General features: G+C 62.6%; 16 protein-coding genes. 9 read left to right on the top strand and 7 right to left on the bottom strand.

Features of this window, described 5'->3' with window-relative positions; genetic code table 11:
• Positions 1–29: 29 nt before the first annotated feature.
• The 4 genes from K6N12_RS14980 to K6N12_RS14965 form a co-directional block, all read right to left on the bottom strand.
• Positions 30–3,356: a transglutaminase family protein gene (locus K6N12_RS14980; RefSeq protein WP_097628735.1), complete on the bottom strand. Its 3,327-nt coding sequence runs from the start codon at positions 3,354–3,356 to the stop codon at positions 30–32.
• Between the two features lie 98 nt (positions 3,357–3,454).
• Complete coding sequence (locus K6N12_RS14975; RefSeq protein ID WP_222148837.1) at positions 3,455–4,837, bottom strand: sensor histidine kinase; 1,383 nt, start codon at positions 4,835–4,837, stop codon at positions 3,455–3,457.
• Positions 4,834–5,511: a response regulator gene (locus tag K6N12_RS14970; protein WP_054184216.1), complete on the bottom strand. Its 678-nt coding sequence runs from the start codon at positions 5,509–5,511 to the stop codon at positions 4,834–4,836. Before K6N12_RS14970 ends, K6N12_RS14975 begins: the two co-directional genes overlap by 4 nt.
• Positions 5,512–5,605: 94 nt before the next feature.
• The gene (locus tag K6N12_RS14965) at positions 5,606–7,474 is read right to left on the bottom strand and encodes an adenylate/guanylate cyclase domain-containing protein (protein ID WP_222148836.1); all 1,869 of its coding nucleotides are present in this window, start codon (positions 7,472–7,474) and stop codon (positions 5,606–5,608) included.
• A gap of 418 nt (positions 7,475–7,892) precedes the next feature.
• Here K6N12_RS14965 and K6N12_RS14960 point away from each other — a divergent pair, with 418 nt between their 5' ends.
• From K6N12_RS14960 to K6N12_RS14935, 6 genes are all read left to right on the top strand, one after another.
• Positions 7,893–8,762, top strand: coding sequence for an ornithine carbamoyltransferase (locus K6N12_RS14960; protein WP_097628738.1), 870 nt, complete (start codon positions 7,893–7,895; stop codon positions 8,760–8,762).
• 64 nt (positions 8,763–8,826) lie between these two features.
• Positions 8,827–9,873, top strand: coding sequence for an ABC transporter substrate-binding protein (locus K6N12_RS14955; protein ID WP_097628739.1), 1,047 nt, complete (start codon positions 8,827–8,829; stop codon positions 9,871–9,873).
• A 285-nt stretch (positions 9,874–10,158) separates the two neighbouring features.
• Entirely contained in the window at positions 10,159–11,103 is a 945-nt protein-coding gene (locus tag K6N12_RS14950) for a Bug family tripartite tricarboxylate transporter substrate binding protein (RefSeq protein ID WP_097628740.1), read from the top strand.
• Entirely contained in the window at positions 11,100–11,591 is a 492-nt protein-coding gene (locus tag K6N12_RS14945) for a tripartite tricarboxylate transporter TctB family protein (protein ID WP_012558939.1), read from the top strand. The genes K6N12_RS14950 and K6N12_RS14945 overlap by 4 nt, the downstream gene beginning before the upstream one ends.
• Positions 11,592–11,679: 88 nt before the next feature.
• Positions 11,680–13,197, top strand: coding sequence for a tripartite tricarboxylate transporter permease (locus K6N12_RS14940; RefSeq protein ID WP_003585833.1), 1,518 nt, complete (start codon positions 11,680–11,682; stop codon positions 13,195–13,197).
• Positions 13,198–13,347: 150 nt separating this feature from the next.
• Positions 13,348–13,518 (top strand): hypothetical protein, encoded by a 171-nt coding sequence (locus tag K6N12_RS14935; protein WP_097628741.1) that lies wholly within the window; start codon positions 13,348–13,350, stop codon positions 13,516–13,518.
• A 123-nt stretch (positions 13,519–13,641) separates the two neighbouring features.
• Here the strand turns inward: K6N12_RS14935 and K6N12_RS14930 are convergent, their stop codons facing one another.
• Positions 13,642–14,733 carry a DUF475 domain-containing protein gene (locus K6N12_RS14930; RefSeq protein ID WP_097628742.1) on the bottom strand — a complete coding sequence of 364 codons (1,092 nt, stop codon included), beginning with the start codon at positions 14,731–14,733 and terminating at the stop codon, positions 13,642–13,644.
• Positions 14,734–15,070: 337 nt separating this feature from the next.
• Between K6N12_RS14930 and K6N12_RS14925 the strand changes: the two genes are divergently transcribed.
• Both K6N12_RS14925 and K6N12_RS14920 read left to right on the top strand, forming a co-directional pair.
• The gene (locus tag K6N12_RS14925) at positions 15,071–15,301 is read left to right on the top strand and encodes a hypothetical protein (protein ID WP_097628743.1); all 231 of its coding nucleotides are present in this window, start codon (positions 15,071–15,073) and stop codon (positions 15,299–15,301) included.
• Between the two features lie 63 nt (positions 15,302–15,364).
• Entirely contained in the window at positions 15,365–15,541 is a 177-nt protein-coding gene (locus K6N12_RS14920) for a hypothetical protein (RefSeq protein WP_165503904.1), read from the top strand.
• A gap of 54 nt (positions 15,542–15,595) precedes the next feature.
• Here the strand turns inward: K6N12_RS14920 and K6N12_RS14915 are convergent, their stop codons facing one another.
• On the bottom strand, positions 15,596–16,108 hold the full coding sequence (locus K6N12_RS14915; protein WP_097628744.1) for an MgtC/SapB family protein: 513 nt from the start codon (positions 16,106–16,108) through the stop codon (positions 15,596–15,598).
• 218 nt (positions 16,109–16,326) lie between these two features.
• Here K6N12_RS14915 and K6N12_RS14910 point away from each other — a divergent pair, with 218 nt between their 5' ends.
• A complete protein-coding gene (locus K6N12_RS14910) occupies positions 16,327–17,052 on the top strand; it encodes a hypothetical protein (RefSeq protein WP_097628797.1) in 726 nt (241 codons plus the stop codon).
• Positions 17,053–17,115: 63 nt separating this feature from the next.
• Here K6N12_RS14910 and K6N12_RS14905 read toward each other — a convergent pair whose 3' ends face one another.
• On the bottom strand, positions 17,116–17,628 hold the full coding sequence (locus K6N12_RS14905; RefSeq protein ID WP_097628745.1) for a hypothetical protein: 513 nt from the start codon (positions 17,626–17,628) through the stop codon (positions 17,116–17,118).
• Positions 17,629–17,825 lie beyond the last annotated feature (197 nt).

The raw sequence follows: 17,825 nt of genomic DNA, 5'->3' as shown, positions 1-17,825 counted from the left end.
AAAACCCAAGCTATCCCCCAACCCCGGCATCAAATTCCAGCGGGCCGCCGCAGATCCAGCGTCAGCGGGAATTCCAGCGAGCCCGTCTCGGCGCGCGGGATATAACCGCCCGCCGTATGTCCCCACGGCTCGAAGCGGGCGAGCCGCCTTGCTTCCGCCTCGTTGCCGTTGACCGGGAAGGTGTCATAGGTCCGGCCGCCCGGATGGGCAACATGATAGATGCAGCCGCCGATCGAACGCTCCGACCATGTATCATAAATGTCAAAAGTCAAAGGCGTGTTGATCGGCAGCACAGGATGCAGACCGGAGGCCGGCTGCCAGGCCTTGTAACGGACGCCGGCGACCGACACGCCCGCCGTGCCGGTCGGCGTCAGCGGCAGCGTGCGGCCGTTGCAGGTGACGGTATAGCGCGCCGTATTGCTGGTTTCGAGCCGCACTTGAAGTCGCTCGACGGACGAGTCGACGTAGCGGACGGTGCCGCCCGGCGCGCCTTCTTCGCCCATGACGTGCCAAGGCTCCAGTGCCTGGCGCAGTTCCAGTTTCGAGCCCTCGTATTCGACTTCGCCGCAGAAGGGGAAGCGGAATTCGAGCTGGGCCTTGAACCATTCCGGGCTGACGTCGAAGCCGTTTTCGCGAAGGTCGGCAAGCACGTCGAGGAAATCGGCCCAGACGAAGTGCGGCAGCATGAAGCGGTCGTGCAGGGTCGTGCCCCAGCGGACGAACTTGCCGTCGACCGGGTTGATCCAGAAGCGGGCGATCAGCGCGCGCACCAGCAACTGCTGGGCAAGCGACATGCGAGCGTTCGGCGGCATCTCGAAGCCGCGGAACTCGATGAGGCCGAGCCTTCCGGTCGGGCCGTCGGGCGAAAACAGCTTGTCGATGCAGATCTCGGCGCGGTGGGTGTTGCCGGTGACATCGGTCAAAAGGTTGCGGAACAGCCGGTCGACCAGCCAGGGAAGCGGCTGCTGGCCGCGACCGGGGGCAGCGATCTGCGCCATGGCGATCTCCAGCTCGTACAAGCTGTCGTGACGGGCCTCGTCGATGCGCGGCGCCTGGCTGGTCGGGCCGATGAACATGCCGGAGAAGAGGTAGGACAGCGAAGGGTGGCGCTGCCAGTGGAGGACGACGCTCTTCAAGAGGTCGGGACGGCGGAGGAACGGGCTGTTGTTCGGATTGGCGCTGCCGACGACGACATGGTTGCCGCCGCCGGTGCCGGTATGACGGCCGTCGATCATGAACTTGTCAGCGCCGAGCCGGGTGGCCCGCGCCTCCTCATAGACCGCCGTGGTGATGTCGACGCATTCCTTCCAATTCGAGGCCGGATGAATGTTGACCTCGATGACGCCGGGATCCGGAGCGACGCGGATGACGTTGATACGCTCGTCCGGCGGCGGCGGGTAGCCTTCGATATGAACGGGAAGCTTAAGTTCGGCCGCGGCGTTTTCGGCCGCGGCGATCAACTCCAGATAATCCTCGATGCGCTCGACCGGTGGCATGAAGACGCAGAGCCTGCCGTCGCGCGGCTCGACCGACATGGCGGTGCGCACGGCGCCGCCGATCTCACCGAGCGTCTGTTCGATCCGGCCGCGATTGCTCTCGCCAGCCTGGAAGGAGGCTTCCGGCATGGCGCGGCCAGCCGGCACGAAGACATCGGGCAGCGGTCCGCGCGGGATCGTCGGATCGGCAGGGTGGATATAGGGATAACGTGCCGGGGGAACATAAGGCAGGGTGCCGAGCGGTAGGCGGTAACCGATCGGGCTGTCGCCCGGGACGAGGAAGATCCGGCCGCGGCGGCTGCGCCATTTCTCGCTGATCCAGACGCGGCTTTCGGCCGCCTTGGCGTTCCATGCCTGAACCGGGAGGACGTAACCTGTGGCGACGGTAAGGCCGCGGGCAAAGACCCGGGCGATGCGGTTACGCTCTTCGGGATCCTTCAGCTTCGAATTCGCCGGATCGACGTTTTCGGGAAGATTGCCTTCCTTGATGATCCAGTCGGCTGGATCCTCGTAGGCCGGCTGCACCATGTCGGGCTTGATCGCCAGTTCTCTTGCGATTGCCGTCAGCAGCTTCTCGGCATCCTCGGCGGTAACGCCGGTATCCTTGCCTTCGGCCGCGACCAGATCGAGGTTCTGCCAGACCGGCTTGCCGTCGCGACGCCAGTAGAGCGAGAATGTCCAGCGCGGCAGGCTTTCGCCCGGATACCATTTGCCCTGGCCGTAATGCAGGAAGCCGCCGGGGGCGAAGCGTTCCTGCAGCCTGCGGATCAGGCTGTCGGCCTTTTCGCGCTTGGTCGGGCCAACGGCGGCGGTGTTCCATTCTTCGGACTGGAAATCATCGATCGAAACAAAGGTCGGCTCGCCGCCCATCGTCAGGTGCACGTCCTCGGCCTCGAGGACACGGTCGACCGTCTCGCCGAGTTCGTTGAGCCCCTCCCAGCTTTCGTCGGAGAAAGGCTTGGTGATGCGCGGATGTTCGGCGACGCGCGACACCTTCATGTCGAAGGCGAATTCGGTTTCGGCCTCGCCGAAATAACCGCCGGAGATCGGAGCGGCATTGCGGTAATGCGGGGTGGCGGCAAGCGGGATGTGGCTTTCGCCGGTCAACAGGCCGGAGGTCGGATCGAGGCCGACCCAGCCGGCGCCGGGCAGATAGACCTCGGCCCAGGCATGCAGGTCGGTGAAATCGACTTCGGTGCCGGAGGGGCCGTCGAGCGCCTTCAGATCTGGCGTCAGCTGGATGAGATAGCCGGAGACGAAGCGGGCGGCCAGGCCGAGATGACGAAGGATCTGGACGAGCAGCCAGCTGGTGTCGCGGCAGGAGCCCTTGGCACTTTCCAGGGTTTCCTCTGGCGTCTGCACGCCGGTTTCCATGCGGATGACATAGCCGATCTGCCGCTGCAGGCGGGCATTCAACCCGACGATCATATCGACCGTCGGCTGTCCGGGCGACCAGTCGAGCGTCGGCAGCAGCGCCTTCAGCCGCGGGCCGGCCGGTTCCGGCGTCATATAGATCGACAGATCTTCTTGGATCGTTTCCGGATAGCCGAAGGGCCATTTGGTCGCCTCTTCCTCGACGAAGAAGTCGAAGGGATTATAGACCGTCATGTCGGCGACGAGATCGACCTCGATCTTGAACTCGGTCACCGGGTCCGGGAAAACGTAGCGGGCGAGGTAATTGCCGTAGGGGTCCTGCTGCAGGTTCACGAAGTGGTTTGAAGGCGTGACCTTCAGCGAGTGGCTGAGCACCCTCGTCTTCGAATGCGAGGCAGGTTTCAGCCGGATGATCTGGGGGCCGAGGCGGACCGGCTTGTCATAAGTGTAATGCGTCCGATGATAGATACTGGCTTTGATCGACATATTTCTCTTTTTATCCGGCTCGCATCGTCGTGCGGCGTGCTGTTCCCGAAATCAGTGTGTGCAATGCAGCGAAATAAAGCAAGGAGGGACGAAGGCTTTTAAGCCGCCTTGGCAAAGGTGACGACCGCCTTCAGACCCTTTCCGTTCAGGCCTGGCTCCAGCGTCAGGTCGGCGTTGAAAAGATTGGCGATTTCCTCAACGATCGGCAGGCCGAGGCCAGTGCCTTGCGCACCAGTTTGATTGCCGCGCGAAAAACGCCCGCGCACTGCCTCCAGTTTATTGCGGGGAATGCCGGGGCCGTTGTCCTCGACTTCGAGGCGGATCGTCTCCGTGGCTGCGATGATGCGGACGGTGACCTCCGCCCCTTTGCCGGCATAGGCGATGGCATTTCCGGCAAGGTTGCGGAGCATTTCGCCGATCAGCAGCGGCTCGGCGCGGATCATTGCCGGGCTTTCGCCCTCGAAGCCGAGATCAATGCCGGCGACGGCTGCCGTCGGGATCTGCTCGCCGGTGATTTCCTGGGCGATGGCGGCAAGATCGATGGCGGAGGCGGTCAGCGCCTCCTTGGCGGTAGCGGCGTCGATCTTTGCCATCAGCAGAAGCTGCGCGAGGATGCGTTCGGCATGCGCCACGGCCTGATCCCCCTTGAGCGCTGCCGCCTGGGCCTCCGTAAGCGAGCCGGCGCGGGCGGAAAGGGCGAGCTGAGTGCGGATGATCGCCAGGGGCGTGCGCAGCTGATGGCTGGCATTGCCGGTGAAATGGCGCAGCGCATCGAGCGCCGATTGCAGGCGGACCATGAAGCTGCTCACCGTATCGACCAGCGGCTCGACCTCGCTCGGCACGGTCTGCTCGATCGGGTGCAGGTCATCGGGGCTGCGTTCGCCGATGGCATCGCCGAGTTTGTAGAGCGGGCGCAGAGCCACAGTGACCGAGATCCAGACGATGACGGCGGCACCGGCGATCATGAAGGCGAGGCGCAGTGCCGAGCGCACGAGGATCGCTTGCGCCAGCTGCCGGCGAGCGATGGTGGTTTCGGCGACCGTCACCACGAAGGGCACGGAGCGGATGCCTGTCGAGGCGGAGCGTTCGAGCGTGGCGACGCGGATCGGCTCGCCGCGGAAGGTGTCGTCGGCGAAAGCGGCAGCATTGGCCGGCGTTTTCTTTAGGACCGGCAGCGACTGGTAGCCGGTGATGAATTTGCCCGGCGGACCGTCGACGCGGTAGAAGACGCGGTCCTGCGCGGCCGAGGTCAGCATTTCAAGCGCGACATAGGGGATATCGACCTGCAGCGAGCCGTCCTCGGCAACGACGACACGTTCGGCGATCGCCAGCGCCGAGCCGGCGAGAACACGGTCGGAGACGATGTTCGAGGTCTGCACAGCCTCGCGATAGGTATCGGCAAGCGCCAGCGTGCCGATGACGGCCGTGGAGACGAGCAGCCAGAAGAGCAGCCGGCGCCTGAGGGAATAGGCTGATCTCATGAGGCCTCAGGGAGCTTGTCGAGATAATAGCCGATGCCGCGGGCGGTCTTGACCGTCAGGCCGTGCGGCGAGAGACGTTTCCTCAGGCGGCTGACATATTGCTCGATGGCGTTCGAGGAAATGTCGTCGTCGAAGGCCGTCAACGACTGAATGATCGCCTCCTTGGCGACGACCTTGCCGGCCCGCATGAAAAGAATTTCGAGCAGCCCGAGCTCGCGGGCGGGAATATCGAGCGGTGTGGCGCCGGCCGAAAAAGCGCGGGAATTGAGATCGAAGGAGATGCCGCCAAAACTGACGGTCGCCGAGCGCAGGCCCGCCTGGCGGCGCAGAAGCACGCGCACGCGGGCCTCGAATTCAGCTATGTCGAAAGGTTTGATCAGATAGTCGTCGGCGCCGAGATCGAGGCCCTTCACCCGTTCTTCCGGCGTGCCGCGCGCGGTCAGGATAAGGACGGCCGCCTGGTTCTGCCGGGCGCGCATGGCACGCAACACGTCGAGCCCGTCCATCTCGGGCAGGTTGAGGTCGAGAATGACAAGATCGAAATTTTCCGCGGCGATGACCGCATTGGCGGATGCGCCGTCATGGACGACATCGACGGCATGGCCCGTGCCGCGCAAGATCGCCGACAGGCCGTCGGCCAGCGCGATATTGTCTTCGGTAAGCAGGATGCGCACGGATGTCCCCTGTTTTTCAAGGGAGATTACAGAGGTGAGGGAGCGATGTCACAGCGATTTTGAAGATTGGTGAACGGCCGTGGGAAAGCCGATTTCAGCTCCCGGTCCTTTCGATCCGTTCGCGCTGCATCATTGCGGCGGCCAGCAGTCTCCGGAAGCGGGGATCGTCGCGGATGTTGTCGAGATCGGAATCATTGTTGAACCATTTGATATGGTAGACGGAGCTGTGCGGCAGCAGCCTCTCAAGGAGATCGATCGCCTGGTCGACATCGCCGAGGACGGAATAGACGCAGGCGAGATTATACTGCGCGACGATGTCGTCGGGATCGATGGCGATGGCGCGGGCGGCCCAGTCGCGCGCTCTCTTGGTATCGCCCATATGCGCAAGCGCCAGCGCGCCGCGATGGGCCGGGCCGGAATTTTCCGGATTGAGGTTCAGCGCGCGTTCGGCGCGCAGCAGACCGAGACGCGCCCAGTTTTCCGTATCCAACACACGGCCGAGCGATCGGTAGGCCGACATCAGATGGATCGGCGAGACGTAGTCGTCAGGGCGGATCGCGGCGGCGCGGGTGAAATATTGAACCGATTCGGCAAAGTTGCCGTGCATGAAGAAGAACCGGGCATAATGGAAATTCGCCTCGAACAGGTTCGGGTCGAGCGCCAGGGCACGTTCGAAGGCCGCCGCCGCTCTGTCATCAAAGCCGCTCTGATGCAGGGCCAGACCGTGAGAGGCATGGGCCTCGGGAAGGTCGGGATCAAGTGCCAGCGCGCGGGCGCTCATCTCGAGGATGCGCCGCAGCGGCACGTCGTCAGGAGCCCAGTCGCGGATCGCCGCGTCACAATCGGCGATGCCGGCATAGGCGCGGGCATAATCCGGGTCGAGCTCGACCGCCTTGCAGAACATCCGCCTTGCGAGCTGGAGATAGGATTTGGTCCAGGTGTGGGAGAGCTGGCGGCCGCGGAGATAATAAGTATAGGCCTCGACATTGGCGGTCGGCTCATTGGCGATCGCCTTCTTCTCCTCCGGCAGCAGACGCACCTTCAACTGGCCGACGATCGCATGGGTGATCTCATCCTGGATGGCGAAGATGTCGGTCAGGTCGCGGTCGTAACGTTCGGCCCAGAGGTGATCGCCATTGGCGGTGTCGATCAGCTGGCCGGAAATGCGAACGCGATTGCCGAAAATGCGCACACTTCCCTCGAGCACGTAGCGCACGCCAAGTTCCTGGGCGAGCCGTTTCACCTTCACCGATATGCCCTTGTAGGTGAAGATGGTATTGCGCGGCACCACGTGCAGGCTGGAGATCTTGGAGAGATCGGTGATGATGTCTTCGGTGATGCCGTCGGAGAAATAGTCCTGGTCGGCATCGCCGCTCATATTGGTAAAGGGCAGCACGGCGATGAAGCAGGTATTGCGGTTCTGCGCGACCAATTTCGCCGAGGAGGGCGGCGCCAGGGTGACGGTATAGACCTGAACCGGCTGCCGGATGTTCTTGAGCATATGCTCGCCGATGAACTCGAAGCCGAGATTGAGGCGCGCGCCGACCTGATCGCGTACCGAGGCCGAGACGGCGATGCCGCCCGGCGCTGCGATACGCTCAAGCCTGGCGGCAAGATTGACGCCGTCTCCGAAGATATCGCCGTCCTCGACCACGACATCACCGAGATTGATGCCGATACGAAATTCGACGCGTTCGTCCTTGGGCACGTTCTCGTTGCGGGCCGCCATGCTGCGCTGGATTTCGGCAGCACAGGCGACGGCATTCACAACGCTCTGGAATTCGGCAAGGATGCCGTCGCCGGTAAGTTTGACGATCCGGCCCTTGTAGTCCGAAATCCGAATGTCGACCAGTTCGCAGCGGTGGCGGTTCAGCGCCTGCAGCGTGCCGGCCACATCAATGCCCATCAGTCGGCTATAGCCAACGACATCCGCAGCGAGAATAGCGCTCAGTCGTCGTTCCATGACCCCTCCCATGGATCTTCCCAGAATAGTCCTAGCTTTTTATAGAGTTTTTGTCGCGTAGAGTCGTCCCACGAATAACAAAATTCGGGCGGTTTCGACGGTTTGACACGGCAGCGCGACCATATAGCGTCGCCGATCTTCATCAATACTCTGAATGGGTGAAGGATGGCGTTCGACGCTAATCCTTTGTGGTGAAATGGCGATCATGATCGGAGAAAGCGGAGTGATGTGCTTTGGACGATGCTTCGGGGTCGGTATTCGATCGAGTGGCCCTTGATCGGTTTGGAGGCGTGAACCATGTGCACGGCCGGGAGGAAGATGGCCAGGGTATGCAACACCGTCGACAATGTGATTCGCGGTTGCTGCGAGACCGGCGCCGGCTATTGTGGGCGGCGTTTGTGCGCGACGGAGATTTTGAATGACAGGTTCGGCCCGGCATTTTCTGGAGTTTCATGATATTCCGGAGGCCGGGCTTCGATCGATTGTCGCTCGCGCGGGCAAGCTCGCCGAAGCCTGGGATGAGCGTGCAATGCCGCAGAGCCTTACGGGAAAACGCGTCGCGCTGATTGTCGACGACGGCGGCTGGCGCAATACGAGTGCCTTCGATCTCGGCGTCCAGGCGATGGGCGGTATCTGCGTGCATGTGCCGATCGGCTTCAATACCAGGGAGGAAACCGGCGATCTTGCGGGTTATCTCGGCAACTGGTTCGACATGCTGGTGATCCGCACGAAGGAGCTTAATACATTGAAGGCGGTGGCGATAGCCGCGCCGGTGCCTGTCATCAATGCACGCACACGCTCCAACCATCCTTGCGAGACGCTCGGTGATCTTGCCTATATTATGAGCCGGCGCGGCTCGATCGACGGGTTGAAGGTCGTTGGCGTGGCGGCGGACGCAAATATCCTCCGCTCCTGGGTCGAGGCGTCGATCGCATTGCCGATCAAGGTGGTGCAGGTCTATCCCGAACGCTGGCACATAAGTGATGCGGCCCTGCTCAACGAGCGGTTTCGCGCGAGCACCGATATGGGCGAGCTATCGGATGCAGGCGTCGTCATCACCGATTCATGGCCGGGGGATTCCGTCTCGGAGGCGCTCGCCGGCTACCGGATCGGGACCGATATTCTCGACCGCTTGCCAGAGGATGCGATCTTCCTGCCGTGTCCACCGGTGACACGCGGCCAGGAGGTGACGGCGGAGGCGATGGAGCATTCGCTTTGCCAAAGTCGCGCCGCCAAGGCCTTCCTGCTGCACGCACAAAATGCGCTGATGGAATGGGTCGTCGCCTAGCTCCACCGCCCTTGCTCCCCTCGGCATGCTGAGGCATTGTTGCGGCATGAGGAGAGTTTTCATCTTGCTGCTGGCGTTCTGGCCGGGCTTTGCGCTGGCCGATCAGGCTTTCTATGCGGCGAAATCCGGCAATGCGGATGCGCCGGTATTGACGGTTTATTCCTCGCTCGACGAGCCGTTGGCGCAGCCGATGATCCGGGGTTTCCAGGAAGCCAATCCCGACGTCGCGGTCAAATACGAGGACATGCTGACCGGCGATATCTACGACCGGATCGTCCGTGAGACGGATGCCGGCAAGAAGACGGCGGACTTTGCCTTTTCCTCGGCGATGGACTTGCAGGTGAAGCTGTCCAATGACGGATATGCGCAGGTCAGCAACCTGCCGATGAGTGCTGCATGGCCGAAATGGGCGAACTGGCGCAACACCGCCTATGCGCTGACCTTCGAGCCGGCGGTGTTCGTCTATCACAAGCCGAGTTTTGTGCATGAGCCGGTGCCGAGCTCGCGGGCGGAATTCGTCGGTTACCTGACCCGCAAGGGCAACGAGGTCTATGGGCGGATCGGCACCTACGATATCGAGCGCTCCGGCGTCGGTTTTCTGTTCATGGCGCGTGACCAGGAGCAGTTCGGCGATATCTGGTCGGTGATCGGAGCGATGGGGGCTGCCGGCGTCAAGCTCTATTCGACGAGTTCGGCGATCCTGGAGCGTGTTGCCGACGGGCGCTTCGTGCTCGGCTACAATATTCTCGGCTCCTACGCGGCCGACTGGGCCTCGCGCTATCCGGATGTCGGCATCGTACTGCCGAAGGACTATACCGTGGTAATGTCGCGGATCGGGCTGGTGCCGCAGGCGGCGGCCGAGCCGGAGCTCGGCCGGCGCTATCTCACCTTCTTCATGTCGAGGGAAGGGCAGACGATCATGGCGCGCGAGCTGCAGATCCCAGCCGTCAGCCCCGAGGTGGCTGGCGAAAATACCGCCAATACGCTGCAGGAACTGCTCGGCGCCCAACTGCGGCCGGTGCCGGTCAGCCCCGGGCTGATGGTCTATCTCGACCAGGTGAAACGGGCGCGGCTGATCGCACACTGGAACGAGGTGTTGCGGGCGCAGTGAAGCGTTTCAGGGGTCGGCCGCTCCACACAGAGGACCCCAGTTTAGACCGGCGCCCGGCAATTACGGCAAAAAAGTGGCCCCTTCTCCTGGATATCTCACCGATGTCAGCTAAATGACAGCTTGTTGTGGTGGCTTTGGCTACTTCTTCTCCGTGGAGGCGGAGAGCTGAAGCCTTGGGAGGTATTCTGCTCGTCATTCAGGACGCTTGCGTCCGCTGGCCAGCCGTTCCTCCCGATTCCTAAAGAATAACAGGCGGTTTGCTCAGCCGCCCACGGAGGACACATCGTGAAGCACACATTCATCGCAACCCTTCTTGCCGCGACCATCGCGCTGCCGGCCTATGCGGCCGACTACACCATCATCGCGCCGGCTGCGCCCGGCGGCGGCTGGGACCAGACGGCCCGTTCGCTGCAGACGGCGCTGCAGCAGGAGAAGATCGCCGGCAACGTGCAGGTCCAGAATGTTCCGGGCGCCGGTGGCACCATCGGTCTGGCACAGTTCAGCAGCCAGGCTGCCGGCAATCCGAATTCGCTGATCGTCGGCGGCTATGTCATGGTCGGCGCGATCCTCACCAACAAGTCGCCGGTGACGCTCAAGGACGTCACGCCGATCGCGCGTCTGACCGGTGAATATGAAGCCGTCGTCGTTCCTGCCTCTTCCGAGATCAAGACGATGGCCGATCTGGTTGCGGCGCTGAAGAAGGATCCGGGCGCGGTTTCCTGGGGCGGCGGTTCGGCCGGCGGCACCGACCACATCACGGTCGGCCTGATCGCCAAGGCTTCCGGCGTCGATCCGACGAAGATCAACTACGTTGCCTTCTCCGGCGGCGGTGAAGCGCTCGCCGCCATTCTCGGCGGCCAGGTCACAGCCGGCGTCTCGAGCTACAGCGAGTTCGAATCGCAGGTGAAATCCGGCACGCTCCGTCTTCTCGCCGTCTCCAGCGACAAGCGCATCGACGGCGTCGATGCCCCGACGCTGAAGGAAGCCGGCACCGACGTCACCATCCAGAACTGGCGCATGGTTGCCGCAGCCCCGGGCTTGTCGGCAGAGCAGGTGGCAGGCGTCACCGCCGATTTCGAGAAGCTGCATAGCTCGGCCACTTGGCAGGAAACTCTGAAGACCAAGGGCTGGGCCGACACCTATCTGTCAGGCGACGCCTTCAAGGCGCAGCTCGAAAAGGATGTCTCCGCCACCGAAGGCATTCTCAAAGATATCGGACTTGTTCAATGAGCGAGGATAACACCTCCTCGGCAACCACACGCCGCCCTGATTGGGCGGCGTTCATCATTGCCGTTTTCCTCTTCGTCGTCGCCGGCGTAATGGCCTGGGATGCCTCGCATCTGAAGACGATCGCGCAATACGACCGCATCGGCCCGGCGACGGTGCCTCAAGTGGTGGCGTTCGGCCTCTTCTGTCTCGGGGTCTGGACCGTCGCCGAAGCCTGGCGCGGCGAGTTTCCGGAGCGCGACCGGCAGGAAGTGGCGCCCGTCATCTGGATCGTCGCTGGTCTTGCCGGCCAGATGCTGCTGCTGCGTGTCGCCGGTTTCTCGATTGCCACCGGCATCCTCTTCGCACTGACGGCTCGCGGTTTCGGCAAACGCAAGCTCTGGTTCTCGCTGCCGCTTGGCATCGTCCTCAGCTTCGTCGTCTGGGCGATTTTCTCGCAGCTGCTGCAGTTGACGCTGCCGGCCGGCCCGCTCGAACATCTGTTCTTCTGATCGCGCGGACGCGCTGTCAGCTCTTTTGATTTTACGCGGCGCCTGACCTCGAAATTACATGGTCGGGAACGCTGCTTGGGACACCAAGATGAGCACATTCGAATTCCTATGGCAGGGTATCCTGGTTGCGATGCAGCCGATGAACCTGGTTTATGCGCTGGTCGGCGTGACGCTCGGCACCGCCGTCGGCGTGCTGCCCGGCATCGGCCCGGCACTCACCGTGGCGCTGCTGTTGCCCGTCACCTACAAGCTCGATCCCGGCGGCTCGCTGATCATGTTCGCCGGCATCTATTATGGTGGCATGTATGGCGGCTCGACGACCTCGATCCTGCTCAACACGCCGGGTGAAAGCGCCTCGATCGTCACGGCGCTCGAGGGCAACAAGATGGCGCGCGCCGGGCGCGGCGGACCGGCGCTGGCGACAGCGGCGATCGGCTCCTTCGTCGCCGGCCTGATTGCGACGCTGGGGCTCGCCTTCATTGCTCCTTATATTGTCAAGCTGGCGCTGGTCTTCGGGCCGCGCGAATATTTCGCGCTGATGGTGCTTGCCTTCGTCACCGTCTCCTCGGCCTTCGGCGATTCAGCCCTTAGGGGTTTGACGGCGCTGTTCATCGGCTTCGCGCTCGCCATGGTCGGCATCGACCAGCAGACGGGGCAGGCGCGGCTTTCCTTCGGCATTCCCGACCTGCTCGACGGTGTCGAGGTGACGACGCTTGCGGTGGCGATGTTTGCGATCGGCGAGACGCTTTATATCGCCGCGCAGGGCAACCGCATCGCCGAGAAGGTCGAGGCGGTCAAGGGTTCGTTGTGGATGACGGCTGAGGACTGGGCGCGGTCCTGGAAGCCCTGGCTGCGCGGCACCTTGATCGGCTTTCCGATCGGCGCGATGCCGGCGGGCGGCGCTGAAATCGGCACTTTCCTCTCCTATGCCACCGAAAAGCGGCTGGCGAAGAACCCGGAGGAGTTCGGCCATGGCGCGATCGAAGGCGTGGCCGGTCCAGAGGCTGCCAACAACGCGTCGGCCGCTGGCACGCTGGTGCCGCTTCTGACCCTCGGCCTGCCGACGACGGCAACCGCGGCCATCATGCTTGCCGGCTTCCAGCAATACGGCTTGCAGCCGGGGCCGCTGCTGTTTGCCACCAATCCGCAGCTCGTCTGGGGGCTGATTGCCAGCCTGCTCATCGCCAATGCGATGCTGCTGGTCTTGAACCTGCCGATGATCGGGCTCTGGGTAAAGCTGCTGACGATTCCGAAGCCTTGGCTTTACGCGGGCATCCTGCTGTTTGCGACACTTGGGACGATCGGCGCCAATCCGTCGGTGTTCGAACTCGGCATGCTGCTCGCCTTCGGCTTGCTCGGCTATCTCATGCGGCTCTTCGGCTATCCGATTGCGCCTGCCGTCGTCGGCCTGATCCTCGGGCCGCTGGCCGAGCAGCAGCTGCGCCGTGCGCTGGCGATCAGCCAAGGCGACGTCACGACGCTGGTGATGTCGCCGATCGCCGCCGGACTGCTGATCGTTGCGGCGGCCGCCTTTCTCATCCCGCTGATCCTGCGGATTCGCGGTCGCGGCCAGGTGCTGTCGCAGCTGGCTGCAAACGAAGACTAAAAAGACGACATTACCCCTCCCTCAAGGCTGGCCATGGAAACATGCGCCGGCCTTCTGTTTTTGCATGGCTGCGGTGATTTTCTGAGCATTGTGGGGCGACCTGCGCGATATCATCTATAAGGGGTCAATCAAAACAAGAGGAAATGGACAATGTCCGCCATCCGCAATTCAGTCCGCACAGGTTTCTTCGGTCGCGCATTTGCAGTGCTTGGCGCCGCAAATGCTGTCAGCGCCGCCGTTGAAGCCGGCCGCCGGCCGCGTGCCAGCGACCTGAGGGAACTCGGCATCAACCCGGTCTCCTTCGGTCATGTTTCCCGCTAACAAGCTGGAAGCGATGCATGAATGAATTAGCCCGCAACCGATTGGTCGCGGGCTTTATTTTTGTCCAAAGGGAAGGCCGCAACGCCAAGCGCTGCGACTCTGTTTCTAAATGCATTGCAATCGTCAGGCGTGAAGCTCTTTCTGCCGGTTGGCATGATCCTCCACCCGCTCGCGCCTGTTGTGGCGAATGGAAGACCAGAGCGACAGACCGATCAGCGTCGCGCCGCCGAGCCCGGTGATAACCTCGGGGATGTGCACCAGGGTCTGCGCATACATGATTACCGAGAGGATCAGGATGGCGTAGAAGGCGCCGTGCTCGAGATAGCGGTATTCGGCAAGTGTCCCCTTCTCCACCAGCATGATCGTCATCGAGCGCACATACATGGCGCCGATACCGAGGCCGATCGCAATGACGAAGAGGTTCTGCGTCAATGCAAAGGCGCCGATGACGCCGTCGAAGGAGAAGCTGGCATCCAGCACCTCGAGGTAGATGAAGGCGCCGAGGCCGCCCTTGGCGGCAGCACTCATCGTCTGTTGCGAGGCATCGAGCAGTTCACCCACCACCTCGACCGCCAGGAATGTGAGCAGCCCGTAGATGGCGCAATGGACAAAGACGCTCGCCTGCTCGCCGCCGATCAGCCAGGAGAAAACCAGCATCAGCGCCAGAACGAAAGCGATCTCGATGCCCCTGATGGTGGCTGAGCGCGCCATCACTTTTTCCAGGCCTCGGAACCAATGGATTTTCTTCTCGTGGTCGAAGAAGTAGCTGAGGCCGACCATCATCAGGAAGGTGCCGCCGAAGGCTGCGATCGGCAGATGCGCGTCATTCATGATGCGGGCATATTCTTCCGGCTCACGGGCCGCAAGCACAAGCGCATCCCAGGGGCCGATCCGTGCCGCGATCGCAACGATCGCCAGCGGAAAGACAATGCGCATGCCGAAGACGGCGATGATGATGCCCCAGGTGAGGAATCGCTTCTGCCAGGCCGGTGTCATCTCCTTCAGCTTGTTGGCGTTGACGATGGCATTGTCAAATGAGAGCGAGATCTCAAGGACCGCAAGCACGGTGCAGATGAAGAAGACGGTCGCCATGCCGCCGATCGTGCCTGTCGTCTGCCAGCCGAGCACGGCGCCGAGAAGTAGGCCGAGGGCAGTGACGATGAAGGCCCAGCGGAAATAGCTGAGCGAGGAGTGGTGGGTCGCGGGCTGGTTCATGGCCGCACCTCGCGGCCGCAAATCATGGTGGAGAGGGAGGAGCGCGGCATGCCACAACGGGCATGCGGATAAGGCATGGTGATCTTGTTCATCGATGAAAAATCCGCCGGCTAAGCTGCAGGCGGTACCGACATCACGAGAGCGCCGTAAAAACTCTCGCCAGAGGGGCCCGGCACCAAAATTACCCGCAGCCGATGTCTGGAAGGCTGGGGACAGGCCATAGGTAATCAACTTCGCGAGGCAGTCAAGGCCGGCGGCCGCACGGAGACGAAGTGTTTTTTTGGAACCATCCCGGTGCCTGCTCGTTAGACACTGGTTGAGCTTAAAAAGGAGGCCGATGATGCACACTTCGACCCATGTTCCCGACAAACGCACGGAGGCGTCCGACCGCATGAAGCGGGCGAAGCCGAACCGCATGCAGAAGGCGCAGGTGCTGCCGCCGCATCATGTCGACCTGACTCTGACCCCGGGCGTCTACCACGACATTCACGTGCCAGCCCACGTTACCGGTGCGGATCTTTCCAAGGGTGGTCCCGACATCAAGGGTAATGCAGAAAGCAAGAAATAACCGGCATTGCGCAAGCCTGCTTGGCGCGGCTTACCGCAGAATTGAAACAGGGTGAGAAACAATATGACGATCAACTTTGTGCCCCGCGAGATTTTTATCAGGCACGAAAACGAATGGCAGGCCGTGCGCGAGGCGGCGGAAGAGCGCATTGATATCGGCAAACGCCAGAAGCCGCTTACCGCCTCCGGCGGCCCGGCGCCGGTTGGGACAAGCGATGCTCCGGCCGCACGCTCCGAATGACGAAACAGACAGGCGCAATGATATACGCCCGGCATATGCCGGGCGTTTCGTTTTCTACTGCTCTTTGTCCCGATCGGCGCGCCGGGCGGAATTGTAGCCGAATCGGTGTTCGAGCTTGCCGAAGGCGAAGAGCACGCAAATGGCAGCCAACGTCGTGAAGAAGGCGATCGGCCAATATCCGAAACCCATGGCAAGGCCGATCGCGCCGGAAAGCCACATGCCGGCCCCCGTCGTCAGCCCGTGCACCCGGCCCCTGGCAAAGACGATCATGCCGGCGGCAAGGAAGGCGACGCCGGCGGTCACGGCTTCGATGACGCGCAGCGGGTCGATCCGCACCTGCTCGTCATCGGCAAACCCCGGCATGTGCACCGCCTCGATCGAAATGATGGCGAAGAGGGCAGCGGCAAGACTGATCAGAATATGGGTGCGGAAGCCTGCCGGGCGGTCGCGTGCCTCACGCTCGAAGCCTATCAACCCGCCGAAGACGATGGCACCGAGCAGGCGGGCAAAGATGATGGGATAGTGGATACGCGACGCCGGTATCATGTCGGCGATGATCAGATCCATGGATTTTCCTACAACGGATGAATTTTTCGCTGGCTAACGTCTGAGCGCTAGATTTGTTCGGCTTTTTTCACTCATTCGCGTGGATTCCACGCAGCGCTTCTCCCAAGCCGGCTGGTATTCGCATGAAAGATCGGCGAACCCGGCATCGTCGTGCCGCGGCGCCAACCTTTCAGAAAGGATTGGGCGGCGATAATCCCGGCCTCACGGGATTCGGACAGATGGCCAAGACAGCGACACGCGGCCGCCGCAAGGCGCCGGCGAGAGGAAAGAGCAAAGCGCGCAGCAGCGGTGGCGGATTGCTGCCCTGGGCGGTGATCGGCATTGCCGCGATCGGCGGCATCGTCGCCCATGACCATTGGAGGAGCATCCAGCCGATGTTTGCCCGGCAATCGGCGCCGGTGGCGCGCGAAACGGCGGAGCGTAGACCTGCCGCCAGGAAGGACGTGCCGCCGAAGCAGGTGGCGCTTGCCACACCCACGCCGAAAGCCGTACCGCCGGCGCCGCAATCGCAGCTGCTGCCGCCGGCGACCATCCCGACGCCAGCCGTCCAGCCGGGCAAGGCGGTGCCGTCTCCACTTACCCCCGCCAATCCGGAAACCGGGACAATCGCTTTTGGTTATTGCGGGCAAGGCGCCCATATCAACTGCGTCGGCGATGGCGGCGTCTTCTGGTACAAGGGGGAGAAGATCGTGATCGCCGATATGGCAAGCCCGGTCGTCTACCAGGCGCGATGTGACGGCGAACGTAGGGTGGCCTTTGCCGCAAAGTCTCGGCTGCTGGCCCTTCTGAACGCCGGTCCCTTCACCATAAATGCTGCGGGCAAGGCTGAGCCATCCGGAGCGCCGCGTGTTGTCTCGCGCGACGGGCGCTCGTTCGGCGCGCAGCTGATCAATGAAGGGCTGGCGCGCAAGCCAGGCGCTGCCGGCGGTGCGTGGTGCGCCTGACGGCTAGAACATTTTCACACAATCCCGGACGCTAAACCGCTGCGCCCTTTTGCCGGGATTGCTCTACTTTCCCTTTTTCACCAGCTTGCCGCCGGTGCGGAAGCTGCCGGTAAACGAGGAATCCTTGCTTTCGGCCGTACATTCGATCGCAATCGGCTTGCCGGCATAGGGATTGCCGAAGGTGCAGAAGCCAGCGACCTTAACCTCCCCGGTCATCTTATTGCCGACGCCTGTGGTGACGAGGCTGAGCGGCAGGCGGGCATTGCCGTTGGAAGCGGGCTTGATGCCGCTGCCATCGCCCTGAAAGCCGAGCGCCTTGCCGTCCGACGTGAAGATGAAGGTCACCAGGCCATTGACCAGCGTGACGCTGGCGAGTTCGTTCTTGCAGCCCTTGGTGGCGTCGAACTTGGCGACGACAAGCTTGGCGCATTTGCCGGAGAGCGTGATGACGCCGGGCGCGCCTGGAAACGTCTCGGCAGGAGACGCTGGCGCTGCAGCGGCCGGCAAGGCGAGGGCGGCGGAAAAAATTGCGGCGGCAACAGGCGCGGATAATTTCATTTCGATCTCAAACCCCATGTGCTGGCGAGGCGAATCACCACCTCATCCTCGGTTCGGCCATGGCACGGCTCTGTGTCCGAAATTTGGTTCTGTTGTTCCCCGAGGCGGAAAGTTTCCATCGGCGGCCGGGCTGGCTCGGGAAGCGGTCACAAGGGTCGGCGATGGGTTGGGATGCGGAGCATCGACAACGAACAGATGCGGCATGGCGGTGGCAA

It is taken from the genome of Rhizobium redzepovicii, from assembly GCF_019793435.1.
Classification (GTDB): domain Bacteria; phylum Pseudomonadota; class Alphaproteobacteria; order Rhizobiales; family Rhizobiaceae; genus Rhizobium; species Rhizobium redzepovicii.
This window is presented reverse-complemented; position numbering and strand designations above follow the sequence as displayed.